The organism is Natronomonas sp. EA1 (genome assembly GCF_051195035.1).
GTDB lineage: Archaea > Halobacteriota > Halobacteria > Halobacteriales > Haloarculaceae > JBNTJV01.
Genome location: NZ_JBNTJV010000002.1, coordinates 201,324 through 220,848, shown reverse-complemented (window position 1 = coordinate 220,848; position 19,525 = coordinate 201,324). Strand labels below are relative to the sequence as shown.

Annotated in this window: 26 protein-coding genes; 13 read left to right on the top strand and 13 right to left on the bottom strand. The window is 68.8% G+C overall.

Translation table 11 applies throughout. From position 1 onward, the window contains the following. Nucleotides 1–33: 33 nt before the first annotated feature. Both ACQUQR_RS07060 and ACQUQR_RS07055 read right to left on the bottom strand, forming a co-directional pair. Nucleotides 34–1,047: an ArsA family ATPase gene (locus ACQUQR_RS07060; protein ID WP_435195751.1), complete on the bottom strand. Its 1,014-nt coding sequence runs from the start codon at nucleotides 1,045–1,047 to the stop codon at nucleotides 34–36. A gap of 343 nt (nucleotides 1,048–1,390) precedes the next feature. Continuing rightward, entirely contained in the window at nucleotides 1,391–2,491 is a 1,101-nt protein-coding gene (locus ACQUQR_RS07055) for a pyridoxal phosphate-dependent aminotransferase (RefSeq protein ID WP_435195750.1), read from the bottom strand. A gap of 77 nt (nucleotides 2,492–2,568) precedes the next feature. Here ACQUQR_RS07055 and ACQUQR_RS07050 point away from each other — a divergent pair, with 77 nt between their 5' ends. Continuing rightward, nucleotides 2,569–3,096, top strand: a complete 528-nt coding sequence (locus ACQUQR_RS07050) for a CinA family protein (protein ID WP_435195749.1) — start codon at nucleotides 2,569–2,571, stop codon at nucleotides 3,094–3,096. Nucleotides 3,097–3,119: 23 nt separating this feature from the next. Next, nucleotides 3,120–3,605 carry a metal-dependent hydrolase gene (locus tag ACQUQR_RS07045; protein ID WP_435195748.1) on the top strand — a complete coding sequence of 162 codons (486 nt, stop codon included), beginning with the start codon at nucleotides 3,120–3,122 and terminating at the stop codon, nucleotides 3,603–3,605. Here the strand turns inward: ACQUQR_RS07045 and ACQUQR_RS07040 are convergent. Continuing rightward, nucleotides 3,599–4,333 (bottom strand): PHP-associated domain-containing protein, encoded by a 735-nt coding sequence (locus tag ACQUQR_RS07040; RefSeq protein ID WP_435196259.1) that lies wholly within the window; start codon nucleotides 4,331–4,333, stop codon nucleotides 3,599–3,601. The genes ACQUQR_RS07045 and ACQUQR_RS07040 overlap by 7 nt on opposite strands. A gap of 131 nt (nucleotides 4,334–4,464) precedes the next feature. On the opposite strand from ACQUQR_RS07040, the gene ACQUQR_RS07035 reads away from it, so the two are divergent. Both ACQUQR_RS07035 and ACQUQR_RS07030 read left to right on the top strand, forming a co-directional pair. Beyond that, nucleotides 4,465–4,767, top strand: a complete 303-nt coding sequence (locus ACQUQR_RS07035; protein ID WP_435195747.1) for a DUF7565 family protein — start codon at nucleotides 4,465–4,467, stop codon at nucleotides 4,765–4,767. Further along, nucleotides 4,768–5,100: a hypothetical protein gene (locus ACQUQR_RS07030; RefSeq protein ID WP_435195746.1), complete on the top strand. Its 333-nt coding sequence runs from the start codon at nucleotides 4,768–4,770 to the stop codon at nucleotides 5,098–5,100. Nucleotides 5,101–5,182: 82 nt separating this feature from the next. Here the strand turns inward: ACQUQR_RS07030 and ACQUQR_RS07025 are convergent, their stop codons facing one another. The 6 genes from ACQUQR_RS07025 to ACQUQR_RS07000 all read right to left on the bottom strand — a co-directional run bounded on the left by ACQUQR_RS07025 (nucleotide 5,183) and on the right by ACQUQR_RS07000 (nucleotide 10,159). Beyond that, a complete protein-coding gene (locus tag ACQUQR_RS07025; RefSeq protein ID WP_435195745.1) occupies nucleotides 5,183–5,620 on the bottom strand; it encodes a transcription elongation factor Spt5 in 438 nt (145 codons plus the stop codon). Between the two features lies 1 nt (nucleotide 5,621). Further along, the gene (locus tag ACQUQR_RS07020; RefSeq protein ID WP_435195744.1) at nucleotides 5,622–5,795 is read right to left on the bottom strand and encodes a protein translocase SEC61 complex subunit gamma; all 174 of its coding nucleotides are present in this window, start codon (nucleotides 5,793–5,795) and stop codon (nucleotides 5,622–5,624) included. 70 nt (nucleotides 5,796–5,865) lie between these two features. Next, nucleotides 5,866–7,095, bottom strand: a complete 1,230-nt coding sequence (gene ftsZ, locus ACQUQR_RS07015) for a cell division protein FtsZ (protein WP_435195743.1) — start codon at nucleotides 7,093–7,095, stop codon at nucleotides 5,866–5,868. 182 nt (nucleotides 7,096–7,277) lie between these two features. After that, a complete protein-coding gene (locus ACQUQR_RS07010; RefSeq protein ID WP_435195742.1) occupies nucleotides 7,278–8,156 on the bottom strand; it encodes a hypothetical protein in 879 nt (292 codons plus the stop codon). Further along, the gene (locus tag ACQUQR_RS07005) at nucleotides 8,153–8,812 is read right to left on the bottom strand and encodes a hypothetical protein (protein ID WP_435195741.1); all 660 of its coding nucleotides are present in this window, start codon (nucleotides 8,810–8,812) and stop codon (nucleotides 8,153–8,155) included. The genes ACQUQR_RS07010 and ACQUQR_RS07005 overlap by 4 nt, the downstream gene beginning before the upstream one ends. 24 nt (nucleotides 8,813–8,836) lie before the next feature. Beyond that, complete coding sequence (locus tag ACQUQR_RS07000) at nucleotides 8,837–10,159, bottom strand: D-aminoacyl-tRNA deacylase (RefSeq protein ID WP_435195740.1); 1,323 nt, start codon at nucleotides 10,157–10,159, stop codon at nucleotides 8,837–8,839. 79 nt (nucleotides 10,160–10,238) lie between these two features. Here ACQUQR_RS07000 and ACQUQR_RS06995 point away from each other — a divergent pair, with 79 nt between their 5' ends. Genes ACQUQR_RS06995 through ACQUQR_RS06970 form a run of 6 tightly spaced genes read left to right on the top strand, consistent with a single transcriptional unit; the run spans nucleotide 10,239 to nucleotide 15,394 of the window. After that, nucleotides 10,239–11,030 (top strand): shikimate dehydrogenase, encoded by a 792-nt coding sequence (locus ACQUQR_RS06995; RefSeq protein ID WP_435195739.1) that lies wholly within the window; start codon nucleotides 10,239–10,241, stop codon nucleotides 11,028–11,030. Between the two features lie 25 nt (nucleotides 11,031–11,055). Then, nucleotides 11,056–11,892 carry a helix-hairpin-helix domain-containing protein gene (locus ACQUQR_RS06990; RefSeq protein WP_435195738.1) on the top strand — a complete coding sequence of 279 codons (837 nt, stop codon included), beginning with the start codon at nucleotides 11,056–11,058 and terminating at the stop codon, nucleotides 11,890–11,892. A 42-nt stretch (nucleotides 11,893–11,934) separates the two neighbouring features. Continuing rightward, nucleotides 11,935–13,443: an anthranilate synthase component I family protein gene (locus ACQUQR_RS06985; RefSeq protein WP_435195737.1), complete on the top strand. Its 1,509-nt coding sequence runs from the start codon at nucleotides 11,935–11,937 to the stop codon at nucleotides 13,441–13,443. Further along, nucleotides 13,440–14,033: an anthranilate synthase component II gene (locus ACQUQR_RS06980; protein ID WP_435195736.1), complete on the top strand. Its 594-nt coding sequence runs from the start codon at nucleotides 13,440–13,442 to the stop codon at nucleotides 14,031–14,033. The genes ACQUQR_RS06985 and ACQUQR_RS06980 overlap by 4 nt, the downstream gene beginning before the upstream one ends. A 22-nt stretch (nucleotides 14,034–14,055) precedes the next feature. Further along, nucleotides 14,056–14,949: an aminotransferase class IV gene (locus ACQUQR_RS06975; RefSeq protein WP_435195735.1), complete on the top strand. Its 894-nt coding sequence runs from the start codon at nucleotides 14,056–14,058 to the stop codon at nucleotides 14,947–14,949. A 25-nt stretch (nucleotides 14,950–14,974) separates the two neighbouring features. Further along, a complete protein-coding gene (locus ACQUQR_RS06970) occupies nucleotides 14,975–15,394 on the top strand; it encodes a Rieske (2Fe-2S) protein (protein WP_435195734.1) in 420 nt (139 codons plus the stop codon). A gap of 135 nt (nucleotides 15,395–15,529) precedes the next feature. On the opposite strand, the gene ACQUQR_RS06965 is transcribed toward ACQUQR_RS06970, so the two are convergent. Further along, complete coding sequence (locus ACQUQR_RS06965; protein ID WP_435195733.1) at nucleotides 15,530–15,820, bottom strand: transcriptional regulator; 291 nt, start codon at nucleotides 15,818–15,820, stop codon at nucleotides 15,530–15,532. Nucleotides 15,821–16,544: 724 nt separating this feature from the next. Between ACQUQR_RS06965 and ACQUQR_RS06960 the strand changes: the two genes are divergently transcribed. The 3 genes from ACQUQR_RS06960 (at nucleotide 16,545) to ACQUQR_RS06950 (ending at nucleotide 18,061) form a co-directional block, all read left to right on the top strand. Then, a complete protein-coding gene (locus ACQUQR_RS06960; protein WP_435195732.1) occupies nucleotides 16,545–16,826 on the top strand; it encodes a DUF5789 family protein in 282 nt (93 codons plus the stop codon). A 45-nt stretch (nucleotides 16,827–16,871) separates the two neighbouring features. Beyond that, on the top strand, nucleotides 16,872–17,534 hold the full coding sequence (locus ACQUQR_RS06955; RefSeq protein ID WP_435195731.1) for a CPBP family glutamic-type intramembrane protease: 663 nt from the start codon (nucleotides 16,872–16,874) through the stop codon (nucleotides 17,532–17,534). Nucleotides 17,535–17,617: 83 nt separating this feature from the next. Further along, nucleotides 17,618–18,061, top strand: a complete 444-nt coding sequence (locus ACQUQR_RS06950) for a DUF302 domain-containing protein (RefSeq protein WP_435195730.1) — start codon at nucleotides 17,618–17,620, stop codon at nucleotides 18,059–18,061. Here the strand turns inward: ACQUQR_RS06950 and ACQUQR_RS06945 are convergent, their stop codons facing one another. From ACQUQR_RS06945 to ACQUQR_RS06935, 3 genes are read right to left on the bottom strand one after another with little or no spacing between them, the layout of a single operon-like run. Next, nucleotides 18,062–18,295 carry a hypothetical protein gene (locus ACQUQR_RS06945; RefSeq protein WP_435195729.1) on the bottom strand — a complete coding sequence of 78 codons (234 nt, stop codon included), beginning with the start codon at nucleotides 18,293–18,295 and terminating at the stop codon, nucleotides 18,062–18,064. Between the two features lie 24 nt (nucleotides 18,296–18,319). After that, complete coding sequence (locus ACQUQR_RS06940) at nucleotides 18,320–18,520, bottom strand: preprotein translocase subunit TatA (protein ID WP_435195728.1); 201 nt, start codon at nucleotides 18,518–18,520, stop codon at nucleotides 18,320–18,322. 26 nt (nucleotides 18,521–18,546) lie between these two features. Next, the gene (locus tag ACQUQR_RS06935) at nucleotides 18,547–19,524 is read right to left on the bottom strand and encodes a halocyanin domain-containing protein (protein ID WP_435195727.1); all 978 of its coding nucleotides are present in this window, start codon (nucleotides 19,522–19,524) and stop codon (nucleotides 18,547–18,549) included. Between the last annotated feature and the right edge of the window lies 1 nt (nucleotide 19,525).

The following is a 19,525-nucleotide window of genomic DNA, read 5'->3' as shown; positions in this document are numbered from 1 at the left end:
GCTCGTTTTTGCGGTCGGCCCCCTCGTCGAATCCTAGCGCAGGCAGGCGGCCACGACCCGGAGCACGTCGTCGCCGGCCACCTCGTCCGCGAACAGCGGGACCCGTTTTACGGTGTGCCCACGGAAGACGTTCTGCGCTTTCTGGAGGGCTCCCCGCTGGACGTTCCACCGCCGCTGGCAGAACTCACAGTTCTCCAAGTCCGGGGAGACGAACCACTCGGGGTCCACCTCCGCCACCTCCGCGAGCGGCTGCATCACGCGGTTCACGATGACCGTCCCCACCGGAATGCCGAACTCCCCCAGCCGAGCGATGAGCCGCTCCGACTCGAGGACGGACATCTCCTCGGGGATCATGACGACCCGGAAGTCCGTCCGGGAGGGGTCCTGTAACGCATCCCGCAGGCGTTCGACCCGCTGGGAGAGGGTCCGCAGGTCGTCCATCCCCTCGTCGATGTCCTCCTCGTCCATCCCGCCCGCGCCGAACATCCCACCGAGGGAGCCGAGCATCCCCGAAAAGCGCTCCTTGAGGGCCATGATCCGCCCGACCATCGTCTCCATCACGTCCGGCAGCTCCAGGAGCCGGAGGGTGTGACCCGTCGGCGCGGTGTCGACCACGACCCGCTCGAACCGCGTGTCGTCCATGTATCTGAGGAGCAGTTGCATCGCCGCGGCCTCGTCCGCCCCGGGCATCGCGCCCGACACGTCACCCCCGAGCAGCTGCTCGAGCCCCCCGAGGGTCGCGCCCCCCTCGCCGAACGGCCCCCCGGACATCGCCTCGGGGTCGATCTCCGCGGCGTAGAGGGGAATGTCGTCTCTGATTTGCCCCGGCTCCGCGGGAATGGGCGTCTGGAGGATATCCGAGAGGGAGTGCGCCGGGTCCGTGGAGACGACGAGCGTGGGGACGCCGTCCTCCGCGCTCGCGAGGGCCGTCGCCGCGGCCATGGTGGTCTTTCCGACCCCGCCTTTCCCCCCGTAGAGGACGTACTCCGGGGCGTCGATGGGGGCCGTGTCGAGGCTCTCGACGGCTTCCACGTCGATTTCGCTCATTGATGATGTGTCGTGGACAGGGTGTTGTCTATCCGTCGGTCTCTTTTTTGATTCGCTACTCGTTCCGCTGGCTCTCGTTTCGATGCAGAGGCGACCTGCAAAGCCCTCGCTTGATTCGTCTTCGTGACCGCGACCACCTGCAAAGCCCTCGCCCGCTCGCGCACCGTGACTTGCTGCGCGCTTCGCTCACTTCGTTCGCTCCAGTGCTTGCGTCGTCACGGCACGCGACCGGACTCGCCCTTTGCGAGTCCACCAGGACCGCACAGCACCGCACCAGCCCTTCCCCGGGCCGTCCGCGTTCGCGCGACCTGCGCTCACGCGGACGACCGGCCGTGTGGCTCTTTCAGTCGAAATACTCGGCCAGCCGGTCCGCGGCCTCCTCGACGCGCGGGGTCACCAGCGCAAAGCGAATCCAGTCCGTTCTGGTCTCCCCGAAGCCCTCTCCGGGCATCCCGGCGACTCCGGCATCGTCGATGAGCTTTTTCACGTTCTCGAGGGTGCCAGGGAAGCCGTCGAACCGCGCGAGAACGTAGAACCCGCCCTCGGGGGTCATGTACTCGGCACCGGCCGCGTCCAGGGCGTCGGTGAAGGTGTCGACCCGGTCCGCGAGCAGGCGGTTGCTCTCCGCGTAGTAGCTCTCGGGCGTCTCCCGGAGCGCCCGGAGCGCCGCGACCTGCGCGGGCCGCGAGCAGGCGACGTTGACGAGCATGTGCCGGGTCTGGGCCGCGTCGATGAGATGCTCGGGGAGGATAGCGTACCCCACCCGAATCCCCGTGGCGGCCATCGATTTCGAGAAGGAGTTGGTGACGACGCGGTGCTCCGACTCGATGTCGAGCAACGAGAAGAACTGGCCCGAGTAGTCGTACGTCTCGTACACCTCGTCCGAGAGCAGGAGGGCGTCGTGGGCCTCGGCGATCTCGAGGAGTTCGCGTTTCCGCGCCTCGCCGTAGACGGTCCCGGTGGGGTTGTTCGGGGAGTTCACGACGATGATGGCGGTGTCGTCGCTCGCGGCCTCCTCGACCGAAGCGGGGTCGAGATATCCCTCGTCGTCGGCCGCGACGAACCGGGGTTCAGCATCCAGCATCCGCGTTCGCCCGGAGTAGTAGGGGTACACCGGGTCGGCGAGGATGACCTCGTCCCCGTCGTACGTGCGCAGGCCGCAGGCCATCGCGAGGTAGTTCGCCTCGCCCGCACCGTTCGTGACGATGACGCGCTCGACGTCGACGCCCTCGCGGGCCGCGATTTCCTCCCGAAGCTCGCCGAGCCCTGCGCTCTGGGCGTACTGGTACTCTGAGACGGGGCGGTCGGCGTACTCCCGGAACCCCTCCCGGAGCGCGGCGGGGGGTTCCCAGTCGGGGTCGCCGGAGACCATATCCACCACGTCGCTATCGGCCGAATCGGCGTAGGCCATCACGTGGAAGAACAGCGGCCGGTCGTCGTCCATACCCTCGCTTCGAGGGCGACCCCCCTCGGTGTTTCGCTCCCGGGTGGATTCTTTGCCCCGGCAGTCCTCCTTCGCGTATGGCCGACGACACCGACACCGACGACATCGGGACCCCCATCGAGGAACGCATCGGGCGCGTCCTCCGCGAGCGCGGCGAGACGCTCGCCACCGCGGAGTCCTGTACGGGCGGGCTCATCGGCTCGCTCATCACCGACGTGCCGGGCGCTTCGGACTACTACGACCGGACGTTCGTCACCTACTCCTACGAGGCGAAGATGGACTCGCTCGGCGTCTCCCGCGAGGCGCTCGACGACCACGGGGCGGTCTCCGAACCCGTGGCTCGCGAGATGGCATCGGGAATCCGTGACCGCGCCCGCACCGACTGGGGGGTCGCCACCACCGGTATCGCCGGCCCGGACGGCGGCACCGACGCGAAACCCGTCGGGACGGTGTTCATCGGCGTCGCCCACCGCGGCGAGTGGGGGGCTGGCGACACCTGGACGGCCGTCGAGCGATACGAGCTCTCCGGCACGCGCACGGAGATCAAGGGGAAGATCGCCCGGCAGGCGCTGTACGACCTGCTCGAAGCGGTGGAAAACGCTTAGGGGCGGGCCTCCGAGGTGGGAGCGTGAACAAGAAAGGCCACGTCCTGAACGGCTTGCTTCTGGGTATCGGGCTGGGCTACGTTCTGAAGCCCGCGGGCGACCTCGATACCCTCTACACCGTCGCCGCGGTCACCGTCCCCGTCGTCCTCGGGGCGCTGTTCCCCGACGTGGACACCGCGTTCGGCAAACATCGGAAGACGCTGCACAACCTCCCCGTCCTCGCCGTCTTCCTCGCCTTCCCCGTCTACTTCGGCAACCTCGACTGGGTCTGGCTCGGCGTCCTCACCCACTACGTCCTCGACATCGTGGGCTCGCGCCGGGGCATCGCGCTGTTCTATCCCCTCTGGACGAAGGAGTTCGGCTTCCCGACCGGCGTGACGACCTCCAGCAAGTACGCCGACGCGGTGACGCTCGTCATCACCGGCCTCGAACTCGCGGCGGCGGCGGTCCTCGTCCACGTCGTCCCGGGCCTGCTCCAGGACGTCCTCGCCGCGCTCCCGATTCAGTAGACCGAGATGTCGTCGAACGCCCCGTCGTAGGCGACGTGGTCGGGGTGCGTCGGCTCCATCCCCTGCAGAAACAGTCGATCCGCTTTCTTCCACGTGTTCTCGTACCCGAGGTGGGCGAACTCCGCGTGTCGCCGGAGGGTGTGGAGGGGGCCGTCGCGGTGGTATACCCTCCGGGGCGCGCCCGCTTTGATGGCCGCGACGAACTCCTCGCTCGTCTCGAACGACTCCTCGAAGCTCGTCCACACCTCGCCGATCGTCCGGCGCATGTGCGCGTACGAGGAGCCGAACGCCGGGAGCCCGGTTTCCCGTGCGAGCTCGCGGGCGCGCTCGTTGTCCGCCTCGCGGTGTTTGGGGTTGTACACCTCGATGGCGTCGACCTGGTCGCGGTAGGTCGCGAGGTCCCCCGCGTCGAAGGAGACGGTGAGGAACTCCGGGTGGGGGATACACACCGCGGCGTCCTGGCGGTCGAGTTCGGCCATCGCCCCCTCGAGGGTGATGAAATCGGGCACCGGCTCGCTCAGGCCGAGCGCGAGCACGTGCTTCCGTGAGCGCCAGTCACCCGTGAAGATCTCGCGGGCGGGGACGACGAGCAGGTCCTCGTCGGAGAAGCGCCGTGCCCGCGCCCGGATCGCGGGGAGTCGTTCGAAGTGGGGCGCGTAGACGAGGGCGTCGAGCCCCCGGCGTTTCGCGCGTGCCACGACGCGCTCGTCGAGAACCTTCACGTGCATGTCGACGCGAAACTCGCCCGTCACACCTGAACTGTCCCGCGTCGCCGATTTATCGGTTCTGGTCCGTCTCCACTCCGTTCTTTCACCGAAATTGGAAAACGATTTTATGTAGCGGCGGCTTTCGGACGCTCATGTGGACGTGTGCTATCGACGGCTGTGGACGTGAGACGGGCGGCCCCGAGGACCTCCTCGTCCATCAGGCGAAGGAGCACGAACACCACCAGTGTGCCGTCTGTGGGACGGTCCTCCCCGACGGCTACTTCGCCATCCGCCACGCCTTCACCGAGCACTCCCGCGCCCAGTACGTTCGCGCGTACGAGGCCGACGCCGAGGACATCCGCCACCGCGAGACGGTCATCGAGGCCGTCGAGGACCAGGTGGACATCCAGCGTGTCGTCTCCCGGCTCAACGGCAGCGCCCCCGACGACCTGTAGATGACCGGCGCGGGCCCCCCACGCGAGCCCGTCCCGGACGACGTCATTCTCACCCACGCCGCCCGCTCGAAGGTCTACCGACTCTACCCCGAACGCGAGCTGAAGCGCCGGCTCGGAACCTTCGAGGGGGAACTCTGGTACGAGCCCGACCGTGACGTCTACCACCTCCGCGACCCCGACGGCTACGTCATCATCTTCGACGAGACCGAGCGTGGGCTCGTCGCTATCACGCAGAGCCACCAGCATCAGGACTACGACGGTGAGGCAATCGTGCGCGTGAGCCCGAACGAACACTTCCCCGAGCGGGTGGCTGGGGAGTCGAACACGGAGTAACAGGAGTCTGCGGGTCGGCTCTTGCGTTTTTCCGAATATCCTCACGGGCCTTCGGCCCGTTCGGACTGCCCGCGGAGCGCTTTCAGCGCTCTTCCGAGTCGAGAACCCGAATCTGGTCGCCACGCACCGTCACGGGGATGGGAACGGTCGCCTCGTACAGCTCGACCGTCACCTGGTCTTTCCCCTCGTCGATACGCTGGACCTGTGCCTTCTCGCCTTTGAACGGGCCGGCGATGAGTTCGACGATGTCGCCCTCCGCGATACCCTCGACGTCCGGCTTCGGCGAGAGGAAGTGCTCGACCTCCATGATGGATGACTTGCCGGGGACGACGCCGCGGGCGTGGGGGATCTCGTCGAGGATGCGCTCGAAGACGGACTCGTCGTCGGCCTCCACCATCACGTAGGAGGTGAGCGAGTCGGGCGCGAGCGCGGCGTGGATCGTCGGCTCCTCGCGGTTGATGATCATGTCCGCGACGGTCCGCTCCTGTGAGGCGGTGGTCTTGACCGCGAAGATGGCCATCTCAGACACCACCCGGCACGAAGTTCATGATGACGAAGATGATGAAACCGAGCAGCCCCACGAGGCCGATACCGGCCCCGGCGATGAGGGCGACGCGGGAGAACTCCTCCCACGACGGGGTGCTCGCCAGCTTCAACACCCGTACGTACGAGGTGAGATCGTAGGGAACGTCCATACCGGCGTGTACCCTCTCGGGGGTTTTCTACCTGTTGGTCCGGTGTGGCGCGAAACGCGGGGCTACGGCGTCACTCGATGAAGTCGATGTCGCCGTCGTCGTCGGGGTGGGCTGACTGGGTCATCGCCGACTGGGGCTGGGACTGGCTCTGCTGCTGTGCGGCTCCGCGCTGTGCGGCCCGTTCGCGCTGGGCCTCCGAGCGCCCGTAGATCTGCGGCGACTCGACGCCGGTGACGACGATCATCGTCTCCATCTTCCCGGAGAACTCCTGGTTCACCGAGGCGCCCCAGATGATGCGGGCGTCGGGGTCGATGCGGTCGTAGATCTCCTCGACGACGCCCTCCGCCTCCTCGATGGACATGTCGGGGCCCCCGACGACGTTCACGAGTGCGGAGTTCGCGCCGTCGAACTCCACGTCGAGCAGGGGCGACCGCAGCGCCGACCGGATGGAGTCCTGCGCCTTGTTCTCGGAGTCCGACTCACCCAGCCCGATCATGGCGACGCCACCGTTCTCCATGATGGTCTTCACGTCGGCGAAGTCGACGTTGACGAGGCCGGGTTTGGTGATGAGCTCCGTCATCCCCTTCACCGAGCGCATCAGCACGCGGTCACAGATCTTGAAGGCGTCCTGCAGCGGGAGGTTTGGGGCGTAATCGAGCAGTCGGTCGTTCGGGATGACGATGACGGTGTCCGCGACGGCGCGGAGTCGCTCGAGGCCGGCGTCGGCGTTGGCCCGGCGGCGCTCACCTTCCGCGGTGAACGGGACGGTGACGATGGCGATGGTCAGGGCGTTCGCCTCCTGGGCGGCCTGGGCGACGACCGGGGCGCTCCCGGTGCCCGTCCCGCCACCGAGCCCCGCGGTGATGAACACCATATCGGAGTCGTCGATGGCGTTGTTGATGTCGTCGATGTTCTCCTGGGCGGCCTCCTCCCCGATCTTGGGGACGGAGCCGGCGCCCCGTCCGCCAGTTCGCTCCCGGCCGATGAGGATCTTCGTGTCGGCCTGCACCTCGGTCGCGAGGTGCTGGGCGTCGGTGTTGGCGGCGACGAGTTTCGCGCCGTGGATGCCCTCCGCGGCCATCCGGGTGACCGTGTTGCCGCCGGCGCCACCACAGCCGACGACGGTGATCTTGGTTTCGAGGTCCTTGACGACGCTCGCCAGCTCCTCGTCGGTCATCGTCCCCGACGTGGAGGGGGTGCTCCCCTGTCCGTTCCCCTGTGTGCTCCCGTTCGAGACGGGCTGGCCCTCCTCCCGTCCGGCCTCGGCCTCGTCGATAGCGTCGTCGATAATCGAATCCATTTGCCCGTTCAGTTGGCCATGCGGGTATTGTATCTTTCCCCGCGCGTCTGCCGGGTGTCTGACGCCGTTTATATAGTGGGTGGCGAAACTCGCCATAAACTGCCATGGACGATATCAAATCGACCCCTCGGGGGGTGGTGTGGCACCTCGCGCGCGGCCCCCGCTCGCGTACGCGAGACGAGCTACTGCAGGTCCGCACACTCCACGAGCGCGATGGTCGAGGCGACGCCCTCCCGCCGGTAGACGACCCGGACCGTGCAGTCCGCGGGGACACCGACCCGGACGCTGTCTCCTTCCGCGATAACCGGCCCGTCACGCCAGGAGACAGTGGACGTGTCACCCTGCCACCGCCCGTCTTCGGTCTGCGTCGCGTTCGCCACTGGCGTGATGTCGCCTTCGAGGTGGACGTACCGGGCTGGAACCGTGTCTCCACCGTCGTGGGTGACGGTGAGGAGTCCTCGCTCGTCGTCAACCGCCTCGTACTCGTAATCGAACGCGACCTGCGCGCCGGACAGTGATTGCTCGACGACGAGCCCCGAGGCCGCGCCCGAGACCGCGACGCCGAGGACGAGCCCCGCGAGCGCCACGGTCACGACCGGGAGATTGAGGAACTGGACGAGGGGGACGCCCGTCTCGACTCCGTCCTCCCGGCTTCGGCCGTACCAGTAGGCGATGGCGATGGCCCCGAACAGGACGGCGAGATAGCCGACCTTCGCCACGAGGGGGGTGCCGTCCACGAAGCCGAGCGTCCAGACGAACAGCCCGAGGCTCGGGACCCCGAGCAGGGCGAGCGCGCCGACCGCGCCGTAGACGAGGGGGTCGCGGTCGCCGTATCTCACGAGATACACCGTCGTCGCCACGGGGAGGAGGACGTAGAGCGCCGCGACGAACGCGATAGCGACGAGGACGACGCTGTGAGAGAGCCGGACCGCGGGCTCCGTGAGTTCGGTGTACGCGAGCCCGCCGAACGGCCCGACGTTGGCGAACGCACCGACCAGCCCGGCCAGCACCGCGACGACGAACGCCTGTCCGCAGGCGGCGAGGGCGAACCGTCGGCTCATGGGAACAGCGCGTAGGCGAGCGCGGCCACGAGGGGGACGAGCAGGAGGTTGAACGCCGTGAAGTAGGCGAGTGCGCCGCGTCGCTTCAGGGTGTTCTCGGGGAACCACGAGCCGGCGAGCCGGTAGCCGGCGTACTCCGCGGCCGCGCCGACGGCTAGCCCCGCGAGCGAGGCGAGAACGCCGGCGAGCCAGCAGGGGAGGGGGCCGCAGGTCGTGGCGAAGTAGACCTCGTGCGGGTACGCGGGCTGAATCCGTGCAGCCTCCTCCTGTGAGAGCCCGGTCTCGTCCAGCCAGCCGAGGACCGGGCCGGAGTCCAGCGCCTCGATACGGACGGTGTTGTGCTCCCTGGCGACCTCACGGACGAGGTCCTCGCGGCCGTCGCGAGCGAGGAGATACCCAACGGCGCAGGGGACGCCGTTCGCGCCGACGAAGCGGGGCTCTCGGACGGAGCCGTCGTTGGTGGGGAACGCGCCCGCCTGCCAGTACGCTCGGAGGTGGTCGAGCGCCTGTTCGCGCCGAGCGCGCTTCTCTGCCGGGAGGTCGGGGTTCGCGTCGCGGAGGGCGCGTTCGGTGCGACGCAGGTGCTCGCGGATGCGGATATCGTCGATTCGCCGTCGACAGCGGTTCGCGCGGGCGGCTGTGGAGGGCAGTGCCATGTCTTCACATGGCCATCCCGGAACTTAGTTCAGGGGGAAGACCCGTTCGCGTTCCGTGCGGACCGCGTCGGGGTCGATGTGCCGCCCACCGACTTCGACGGCCTGCCCCGCGGCGAGTTTGCCGAACGCCGGCCCCTCCTCGATGCCGAGGGTCCGAGCCTTCTCGGGGTCGAAGGCACGCTCGTGGGCGGTTACCTGCCCGTCCTCGCGCGTGACTGCCTCGTACTTCTCCTCGAGGATGGGGAGGAGGGCGTCGATGACCCGCTCGCGCGTGTCCGCGTCGGGGAGCGCGGCCCGCCCCGCAGGGACGCTCCCGGCCTGCTCCGTCTCGAAGGCGACGGCGCGCTCGGCGACGGCGGCGCGGGCGGCGTCCCGGTCGATGCCGACGGCCTCCGCGAGCAGCTTCTCCGGAAGGGAGACGACGGCGAACCCCCCGTCGAACCCCTCTGCCCGCTCGCCCAGGGCGACGCCGTTCGCGAGTTCCCCGAGTTCGGCTTCGACGGCCTCGACAGTCGAGAGGGGGACCCCGGACGTCTCGCGGACCCACGACTCCGAGACGGCACGGTAGCCCAGTGCGGCGATGGCCTCCCGGAGTTCGGGATACTCCCCTTCGACGAGCGCGAACCGGGTGTTCGTCCGCTCGAAGGCGGCCTCGACGACCCGGTTCTCGCGGGGGTCGCCCATCGCCTGCAGCCCCCAGTCGGCCGCGACGTGGCCGACGGCCCAGTCCGTCTCGCGCACGACGCGCTCGAACCGGGGGCAGTAGTGCCCCCCGCCGAAGCCGACGAGCGCGCGGTCGGTGTCCGGCTCCACGTCGAGGTCCAGAATCGCGCGCGCGACGGCCTCGGCTCCCGCGGGGTCGTTCCACTGCTCCTCCGCGCTCCCGAGTTCGACGAACATCGAGGGCACGTCGATGTCGGTCGGGCCGTGGTGGGTACACTCGATGCCCGTCTCGTACCCCTCGGGAGCGTGCTCGGTGAGCGCTTCGAGCGCCCGCTTCTGGGCGTTCGGCGCGGCGCGGGCGAGGGCGTTCGGGTCGCCCCCGTAGTCCGCGGGGCCGAAGTTCCCCGTCGGGTGGACGGTGAGCAGTTTCCCGGTGTCGCCCGCGTGTTTCGAGGCGAAGACGAGGAGGTCCGGGTCGGCGAACGGTTCGGTCGCGTTTTCGAGGTCGAGGTGCCGCTTCTCGAACACCCGGAGCTCCATCCCCTCGCGGGTGTAGTAGGTCCCACCGCCGCGCTCGGGCGGGCGGCTGTCGTCCGTGTGGTCGGTCCACTCCGCGAGCGCGAGCAGCTGCTCGCCGATGTGTGCGGAGGCGCGGTCGGGGGTGGAGACGACGACGGCTAACACGGGCGGGAGTCGGGAACGGGACGGCTTAGGGCCGTCGAACTGTAGCGGGGTTTTTCCGGCCCCCCCGCCCAGAGCAGGTATGCACGTCTACGGACTCCTCGGCAACCCGGTGGGCCACTCGCTATCCCCGCCGATGCACGAGGCGGCCTACTCGGAACTCGGTATCGACGCGAAGTACGTCACCTTCGAACCCGCGGAGCCGGCGCTCCCGCAGGCACTCCACGGCGCGGAAGCCCTCGGAATCAGGGGGCTGAACGTCACCATCCCGTTCAAGGAGCGGGTCTGTGACCTCGTGGAGCCGGACCCGCTCGCCGAACGCATCGGCGCCGTGAACACCGTCGACGTCCCCTCGGGTGTCGGCTACAACACGGACGCGGCGGGCGTGATTCGGGCGTTCGAACACCACGACGTGGCGCTCTCGGGGACTGCCGTCGTCGTTGGTGCGGGGGGTGCGGGCCGCGCGGCCGCGTTCGCGCTCGCGGACGAGGGGCTCGATGTCCACATCGCCAACCGGACCGTCGAACGCGCGGCGTCGCTCGCGGCGGACGTACCGGGCGCGACGGCCCACGGCCTCGACGCGCTCTCGGCGCTGCTCGCCGAGGCCGACGTGCTCGTGAACTGCACGTCGGTCGGGATGGAGTCCGACGAGACGCCCGTCCCCGCGGAGGCGCTCCACGGGGGGCTCGCGGTGCTCGACGCGGTCTACAAGCCACTCGAGACCCGACTGCTCCGCGACGCGCAGGAGGCCGGGGCGACCACCGTCGACGGCGCGTGGATGCTGTTGTATCAGGGAGTTGAAGCGTTCGAGCTGTGGACCGGTGAATCGGCCCCGGTGGGTGCGATGAACGAGGCCCTGCGGAGTCGCCTTTAAGTAACATCCCTCTCTACTTCGACATATGGGACTGTTGGACATCGTGAAATCGGTGCTCGGGCTCGGCAAATCCGAGTCGGACGAGGGCCGTGTCGGCCACGAGGGTGACGCCTCGACCGAGGCGGTCGTGAAGGGAACGGACGCGACGGCGTCGACCGGGTCGCTCACCGAGGAGCCGCCCGCGGGCAAGCCGGACGAGGAGGACCCGGTCGAGGCGGCTGCCGAACCCGCAGAAGCCGCGGGCCCCGAGTCGCAGGTCGAGGAGCCGGAGTCGGGTGGCGACGAGGACGCGGCCGAGGCCGACGAGGAGGATGTCGACGAGGAACTCGGTTCCGCCGAACTCACCGAGGAACCCCCGGAGGAAGGCGCCGCGGAGCCGGCCGAAGCGGCGGGTCCGACCGCGGACGAGGCCGAACCGGCCACCAAAGCCGAGGACGAGGAGGCGGACGCCGTCGAGGTCATCGAGGACGACGAGGCCGACCTCGCCGACGAGGAGGACGCCGCGGGCTCCGCGGCCATCACCGAGGAACCACCGGAAGGAAAACCGGACGAGGACGACCCGGTCGAGGCGGCCGCGGAACCCGCGGAGGCCGCGGGCGAGGTCTCCGATGCGGCCGGAACCGAGCACGAGGCCGCGGAGCCCGCAGAGGCCGCCGGCCCCGTCCCCGAGGAACCCGAGGGCGGCCACCGGAGCGTGGAGTCCATCTCGGGGATCGGCCCCGCCTACGCGAAGCGCCTCTCGGAGGCCGGAATCGGCTCCATCGCCGCGCTCGCCGAGGCCGACGCCGCCGCATTGGCTGAGGAGACGGACATCTCCGAGAAGCGCATCGGGCGCTGGATCGACCGCGCGAAGGACGCCTGAGAACCGAAAGCCGATTAGTTTCGCTCCTCCTCTCCTCGCCTGATGAACGTCGTCACCGACCGGGAGTCGTTTCTGGAGGTCGCGAGCGACGTGCCCGCCGGCGCGCGCGTCCCGGTCGAGGTTCGCGTCGCGGTGACGGACCCCTTCGACGCGCACCGCCGGGCGCGCGACGGCTCCGGGATCTACCTCGAGACCACCGGCGGACAGTCCGGCTGGGGGTACTTCGCCGTCGACCCCGAGACCCGCGTGCAGGTCGGGAGCGAGGCCGAGGGGGAGCGGCCGGCGCTCTCGGAACTCCGAGACGCTCTCGAAGGGGAGACGCTCGTCCGCGGCGACTGTGACGTGCCGTACCCCTGCGGGCTGTTCGGCTGGCTCTCCTACGACGTGGCGCGCGAACTCGAACAGCTTCCCTCGCACGCGGTGGACGACCGGAACCTCCCCCACCTGCAGCTGGGGCTGTTCTCGACGGTCGCCGCGTGGGAGGAGCCGCGCGGGGACGACGGGGAGACGACCCTCCGGATCACCGCCTGCCCGCGGGTGGACGACCCCGCGAGCGCGTACGACCGGGGGCTCGCGGACGCGACGGCGCTCGCGACCGCCGCGGTGGAGGGGGAGTATGCCGACGAGACACCTCCCGTCTCCACCGACCGCGCGGAGTTCACGAGCGACTGCGGGCGTGCGGCGTTCGCCGAGCGGGTGCGTCGGGTGAAGGCGTACATCCGCGACGGCGACACCTTCCAGGCGAACATCAGCCAGCGGCTCCGGGCCCCGGCCGCGGTCCACCCCGTGGCCGCCTTCGCCGCGCTCCGCGAGGTGAACCCCGCACCCTACTCCGGCCTGCTGGAGTTCCCTGGCGTGGACCTGGTGAGCGCCTCCCCCGAGCTCCTGCTCGACGTTGACAGTGCGCCGCGGAGCGGCGCAGACAGCGCGAGCGGGGACGCCCCGCGAGCGGACCGCCTCCTCACCGAACCCATCGCGGGCACCCGGCCCCGGGGTGCGACGCCCGAGGCGGACGCCGCACTGGAGGCCGAACTCACCGGCGACGAGAAGGAGCGCGCGGAACACGCGATGCTCGTCGATCTGGAACGGAACGACCTGGGGAAGGTCGCTCGCTACGGGACCGTCGAGGTGTCGGAGTACCGGCGCGTCGACCGATACTCGGAGGTGATGCATCTCGTCTCGCTCGTGGAGGGTCGCTTACGGGAGGACCGTGATCTCGTCGACGCCGTCGCCGCGGTGTTTCCGGGGGGCACCATCACCGGGGCCCCGAAACCCCGGACGATGGAGATCATCGACGAGCTGGAAGCCACTCGTCGAGGTCCGTACACCGGGTCGATGGCCGTCTTCGGCTTCGACGGGCGGGCGACGCTCAATATCGTGATTCGGACGCTCACCCGCTGGCGCGAGGAGTACCACCTCCGCGTGGGGGCGGGTATCGTCCACGACTCCGACCCGGACGCGGAGTACGACGAGACGCTGGCGAAGGGGGAGGCACTGATAACCGCCATCGACACCGCGCTCGCGGACGCGACGCTCACGGTGGACGAATGATCCTCGTCATCGACAACTACGACTCGTTCGTCTACAACCTCGTCCAGTACGTCGGCGAGGCGATGCTGGAGCTGGGGTACGACGCCGACAGCGTGGTCGTCCGGCGGAACGACGCGGTCACCCTCGAGGAGATTCGCGCGCTCGACCCGGACGGCATCGTCGTCTCGCCCGGCCCCGGCACGCCCGAGGAGGCAGGGGTCTCGATGGACGTGTTCTCGCTCGACGTTCCCATCTTAGGAGTCTGTCTCGGCCACCAGGCGCTGTGTGCGGCGAACGGCGCGCCCGTCGGCCACGCACCGGAAGTGGTCCACGGCAAGCCCTCCACCATCCGCCACGACGGCGAGGGGGTGTTCGCCGGGCTTCCCGATTCCTTCGAGGTGGGCCGGTACCACTCGCTCGCCGTGGAGCGCGAGGACATCCCCGACTCGCTCGTCGAAACGGCGTGGACGGACGACGAGCGCGAGGTCGTGATGGGCGTGCGTCACCGCGAGAAGCCCCACGAAGGCGTGCAGTTCCACCCCGAGTCGATTCTGACGGACGTGGGGAAGGCGATGATCCGGACGTTCTGCCGGAACGCGGTACATCGATAGGCCCCCCGCTCCTTTTCGACCCATGCAGTATCACGTCGACGGCGCGCTCGTCCCCCGCGAGGAGGCCACCGTCTCCGTCGAGGACCGCGGCTTCAGGTATGGCGACGCGGCCTTCGAGACGCTCCGTGCCTACGGCGGGGAGGTGTTCCGGTGGGACGCGCATCTCTCGCGGCTCGAACACACCTGCGAGACCCTCGGGATGCCCGACGCCGTCCCCGACGACCTGGCCCTGCGAGTCGCGGAGACGCTCGACGCGAACGACCTCGAAGACGCCTACGTCCGCGTGAGCGTCACGCGCGGGGTCCAGCCGGGGAAACTGACGCCCGAGGAGGCGGTCTCCCCCACGGTCGTCGTCGTGGTGAAACCCCTCCCGCGCGGGGGGCTCTCGGGCCAGCGCGTCTGGGACGCCCCCGCCGTCGTTCAGACCTCGAAGACGCGGAAGATCCCCTCGAACGCCCTGCCCGCGGATATCAAGACCCACAACTATCTCAACGGCATTTTGGCCCGGTTGGAGCTCCGGCGGGTCTCGCGGGAGGAGTACGCCCCCGACGAGGCGCTCATGCGCGATGCGGAGGGGTACGTCGCCGAGGGCGCGACGAGCAACGTCTTCTTCGTCGACGACGGGACCCTGAAGACGCCCGAGACGGGAAGCCTCCTCCCCGGCATCACCCGCGAGACCGTCCTCGACATCGCCGCGGGGGAGGCGTTTCCCGTGGAGGAAGGCACGTACACGCTCGACGACGTGCGCGACGCGGACGAGGCGTTCCTCACGAACACGACGTGGGAACTCCGGCCCGTGGCGAGCGTCGACGGGCTGGAGGTGGGAGGTGGCCCCATCACCACCCTCCTCCAGCGGCTCTACGACGAGCGCGTGGAGGCCGCCTGCTATGGAGAGGAGCCGAACCGGAACGCTTGATTCCCTCGCTCCTCTCGATTCGGCCATGCAAACGAAGCTCGCCGACGTGGACGAGGTTCCCGACGACTCCTCGCTCCTCGTCACCCTCCTCGAAGACGGCGAGGAGCGCGAGGCCATCCTCGTCCGCCTCGACGGCGAGGTGGCCTGCTGGCGCAACTACTGTATGCACTGGACCGACGTGAAACTCGACAAGGGGAACGGGGCCTATATCAGAAACGACGAGATCGTCTGTCAGAAACACGCCGCCACCTTCGAGAAGGACAGCGGCTTCTGTAACTTCGGCCCGTGTGAGGGCTCGGTCCTCGAGGAGGTCGATGTCGAGGTCAACGACGGCGCGGTGTTCCTCGTCGACGACGACTACACCTTCTCTCACCGCGGCCCCGCCGAGGAGGACGACTCGGGACAGGACGGGCCGGGCGGGCGCATCGACTTCACCGGGAGCTAGGCGCCAGCCCGCCCGCGAGCGCGACGTAGCCGAGGAACGCCACCGTCACGGGAAAGTACCTGTGAGTCGGGGTGGGCGTCTCGAACATACCTGCCCTGTTCCCGACGCTGGCATACCCTTTCGGATGGCCAGCACTCAGTCGATCTTGAACATCGGCTCCTCGACATCCATGCTCTTGCACTCCGGACACCGCGACGGGCGGTTGATGAGGTCGTCGAAGTCCGAGAAGCCACACTGCCGGCACTCCGGTGGCGCGACGAGCAGTTCCTCCTCCGCGCCGTCGAGCGACTGCGCGATATGTTCCACATGGGAGAGCGCGCTCCCCGTCGTCACCGCGAACTCGTTGGCGATGGTCCCGGCCTGAAGGGCCTCTTCGCGGAGTCTGTCAGCAATACGCTGGCGCGTCGTTCGCTCTGCGCCCTGCATATCTGTTCTTCAGTGGGGCCAGTAGAAACGTTTTGTGCCCGTTTTTGGTTTTGCTGTGGGTGTGCTCGTTGCTCCGTTTCTGCTCGTACCGAGGGTATCGGGTCCGCCAACACCACGTCGAAAGCCCCGGCCTGCTGTTGTGCTACCGGGTTCGCCAACACCACTTCGAAAGCCCCGACGCGCTGGGATCGGTTCGGACCGCGTGCTCCTCGTCGTTCGCTCGCGCTCACTCCTGCGGTGCTCACGGTTCCGAGCCTTCCCCCAGCGCGTCGCCCCTTTCAGTCCCACCCCGCAGTGGTTTGCTCGGCAAACGGCCCGCAGTGGCTGGCTGAACAGCCGACTCGCGGTGGCTGGCCGACCATTCGCCCTCGGGTGGACTGAAAGGGGCCGCCGCCTCGTGAGCCGAGGCGACGTAAGCACCGCAGGGAGCGAAGCGACTGAGGAGCGCAGCGAGCGTCTCGTGAGCGTTAGCGAACGAGACAACGCGAGACGACCAACGGGAGTCTCGCGGAACGCAGGCCACGAGGCGGCGGGGGCTTTCTCCATCGTGTTGGCGGTCCCTGTAGCAGAACACCAAGTCGGGGCTTTCTACCCGTCGTTGGCGGACCCGTCTCCCGCCGTCGCGGGCACGGACGAATCACCAGAAGCGGACACAGAGAACCAGACTACGCAAAATCAAATCGGTGTCGTAAGGATAAAGCGTCGGTAGCCGGAACCCTCGCGTATGGCAGACGAGGAAGACGAGGGGCCGATCGTCGAGCTGGGTGAGGGTGCGTCCGTCGCGGGCGTGCCGCTCGCGCAGGTGACGGCCCGACTCCACTACGGTATCGAGATGAGCGAGGTCGTGCGCCGGGAGGGCGACACCGAGATCCGGACGCCGTCGGGTGCGCAGACGCTCGAGAGCGTGCTCGCCGACGTGGACGAGACGTACTTCCCGACGCGGCAGTCGCTCGAGGACGCGGTCCGGGGCGTCGTCGGCACCGGGCCGGTCCCGACCGAGGAGTAGCTCGCCGCCGAACGCCGACCCTCTGACCGCGCTCGCGGTCGCTTCATGTCCCTCCGCACCGCTCTCTCGCGAATCTCGTGGGTCCAGCGAGCCCTGGCTGTCGGCTTCGTCCTCGCGGTGGTCTGGTCGCTGTGGCACACCCGGTCGCTGACCGACCGCATGGTGAAGGACGTCATCCTCTACGTTCTGATACCGGGCGTGCTGGCCATCACCCACCGGAAGGAGCTGGGGTGGCGGGTCGACCGCGGGGCGGTGAAGTACACGCTCGCCCTCGCGCTGTTCGTCCTCCCGTTCTACGTCGTCGGCTCCTCGCTCCCCTCGGTCCGGGCGTTCTACCCGATGTGGGGCGGGACGCTCGACACGTTCCTCCCGCACGCCGCGAAGCAGTTCGTGGTGGTCGTCGCCGCGGAGACCTACTATCGAGGCTTGCTCTGTGTCGGGGTGCGCGATATCGGTCGGAAGGCCGCGTTCATCTCGCCGGTCATCTACGCGTTTCACCACCTCGGGAAGCCACCCATCGAGCTCCTGCTCTCGGGGCCGACGGACGTGCTGTTCGGGCTCACCGACTACGAGGCGGACTCCATCCTTCCGAGCGTCGTCGCCCACGGCCTGGGGCTCGCGTTGCTCGACTGGCTGGTGCTCCACGACCCCCTGATTCCCCCCGAAACCGTCGTCGGGTGGCTCCGCTGGCTCCCGCTTCCGCTGTGATGGCCGGCCCGAGCAGATAACGGTTGTGTGACGGGTGCACAATATAGCAACCTTTTCGCCCGTCACGCTCCGAGTCGGAGTCGATGCTCCCCATCGACCCCGCTGCGATCGAATCCGAGGATATCGGCGAGAAGGAAGCGACGCTCCACATGGGCCACGACGAGGCCGTCGAACACGTCCGCGAGGCGTTCACGGACGCGGGCTTCGGCGTGGCCACGGAGTTCTCCCCCTCCGAGCTGCTGAACGAGAAGGTGGACGCGGGCCGGGACCCCTACTACGTGCTCGGTGCGTGCAACCCCAACATGGCCGACCAGGCGCTCGACGTGACCAAGAAGATCGGCGGGCTGTTCCCCTGCAACGTCGTCGTCTGGGAGGAGGAGCCGGGCGTCCAGAAGGTGTATCACGTCTCCATCATGAAGCTCGCGCGGCTCGCGGGGATGGCCCCCGACGACGACGCGTGGCAGGCCATCGTCGACCAGACCGGCGAGTTCGTCGAGGCCGCGTGGGCGAACCTCGACGCCGCGTAGCTACTCGTCCGTTTCCACTCTTTCCTCCCCTTCCAGCGCCTCGACTTTCGCCTCCAGCCGCCCGATTTTGCGCTCGATACGGTCGAGCCGCTCGTCCACGCTTCCGCCACTCTTGATCCGGAGGTAGAAGTAGCCGAGGCCGCCGAGCAGCCCGATGAGGAGGAGCAGTTGGAAGACGAGCGCGATGAGGATAACGAGGAGTTCGGGACCGCCGGGGACCTGTAACGGGAACATACCCGAACGTGTCGCCGAAGCGAGTTATTCGTTGTCGTCCTGGCGCTCCTCGAGCTCCGCGATGCGGGCTTCGAGTTTTTCGATCCGGTCCTCGTCGGAGAGGCGCTTGTAGCCGATGACACCCGCGGCGATGAGGACGAGGGGCAGGCCGAAGGCGACGATGGCGACGAGCAGGATAACGAGGAGCTCCAGCCCGCCGGGGACGCCGGGGAAGAGGGGAACCATATCCGGGGTGTCTGCCCCCGGGAAGTTCAGTCCTTCCCGTTGGTCGCGGTCCGTTCGTGGAGCCGGAGGCCGAGCGCCAGCGGGGCCGCGAGCAACGCGGCGAGGCCCCCACCGGCGCCGACGCCCTGCCAGGTCAGCCGCTCCTGGGGGCCGTCGCCGACGATGACGACCCCGCGCATCCCCTGGTCGCCGTACTCCGTGCACGCGTAGGTGGCGAGGCCGTCGCCGTCGAACCGGACGGCGTACTCGTGGCCCTTCTTCGCCACCTGCTCCGACGCGATGTCCAGCTCGGGGTCGACCACGTCGTACTGCCGGGGGCCGACCCACCGGAACCGGACGACGGTCCCGGCGTCGACGTGGATAGCCGCGGGCTCGAACGCGAGGGGGCCGCCGTTCCCCTGCGCGCCCACCTTCACGGTGACCTCGTCTTTTCCTCGCAAATCGTGGACGCCGTCGTAGTTCTCCGTGTTGGCGAGCCAGCCGTCGAACGAGGGCTTCTCCTCCGGCGTCTCCTGGTTTTCGCCCGCGCTCTCGTTTCCGGGCGTCGGCGTCGGGGTGCCGCTCCCGGGGAGCGTCACCTGCGCGTCCCCGACGACGAGCGCGCCGCGCATCCCCATCGCCTTGTGGGGGGCGCAGTAGTACCTGATGACGCCCGCGTTCTCGACGGTCGTGCTGTACGTCCCCTCGGTCTGCATCGGCGACTCGAAACTCCCGTCCGAAGCGACGACGTTGTGCGAGCCACCCTTCCCGGTCCAGCGCCAGGTGACTTTCGTCCCGGGGTCGACCCGGAGGACGGGCGGGCCGAAACCGAACGCGCCGCCGTTCCCCGACGCGCCGACGGTGATCTCGACCTGCTTCTTCCCGGTCTTATCGACCACCTGCCCCGCGCCGTCGGTCTTCGCGAGCCAGTCGGTGAGGTCCGTGCCGGCCGCGACGGGGCGGGCGGCGAGTGCCGTTCCCAACCCGATCGCGGCCGTCTTGATGAAGGCTCTGCGCGTCGGCATG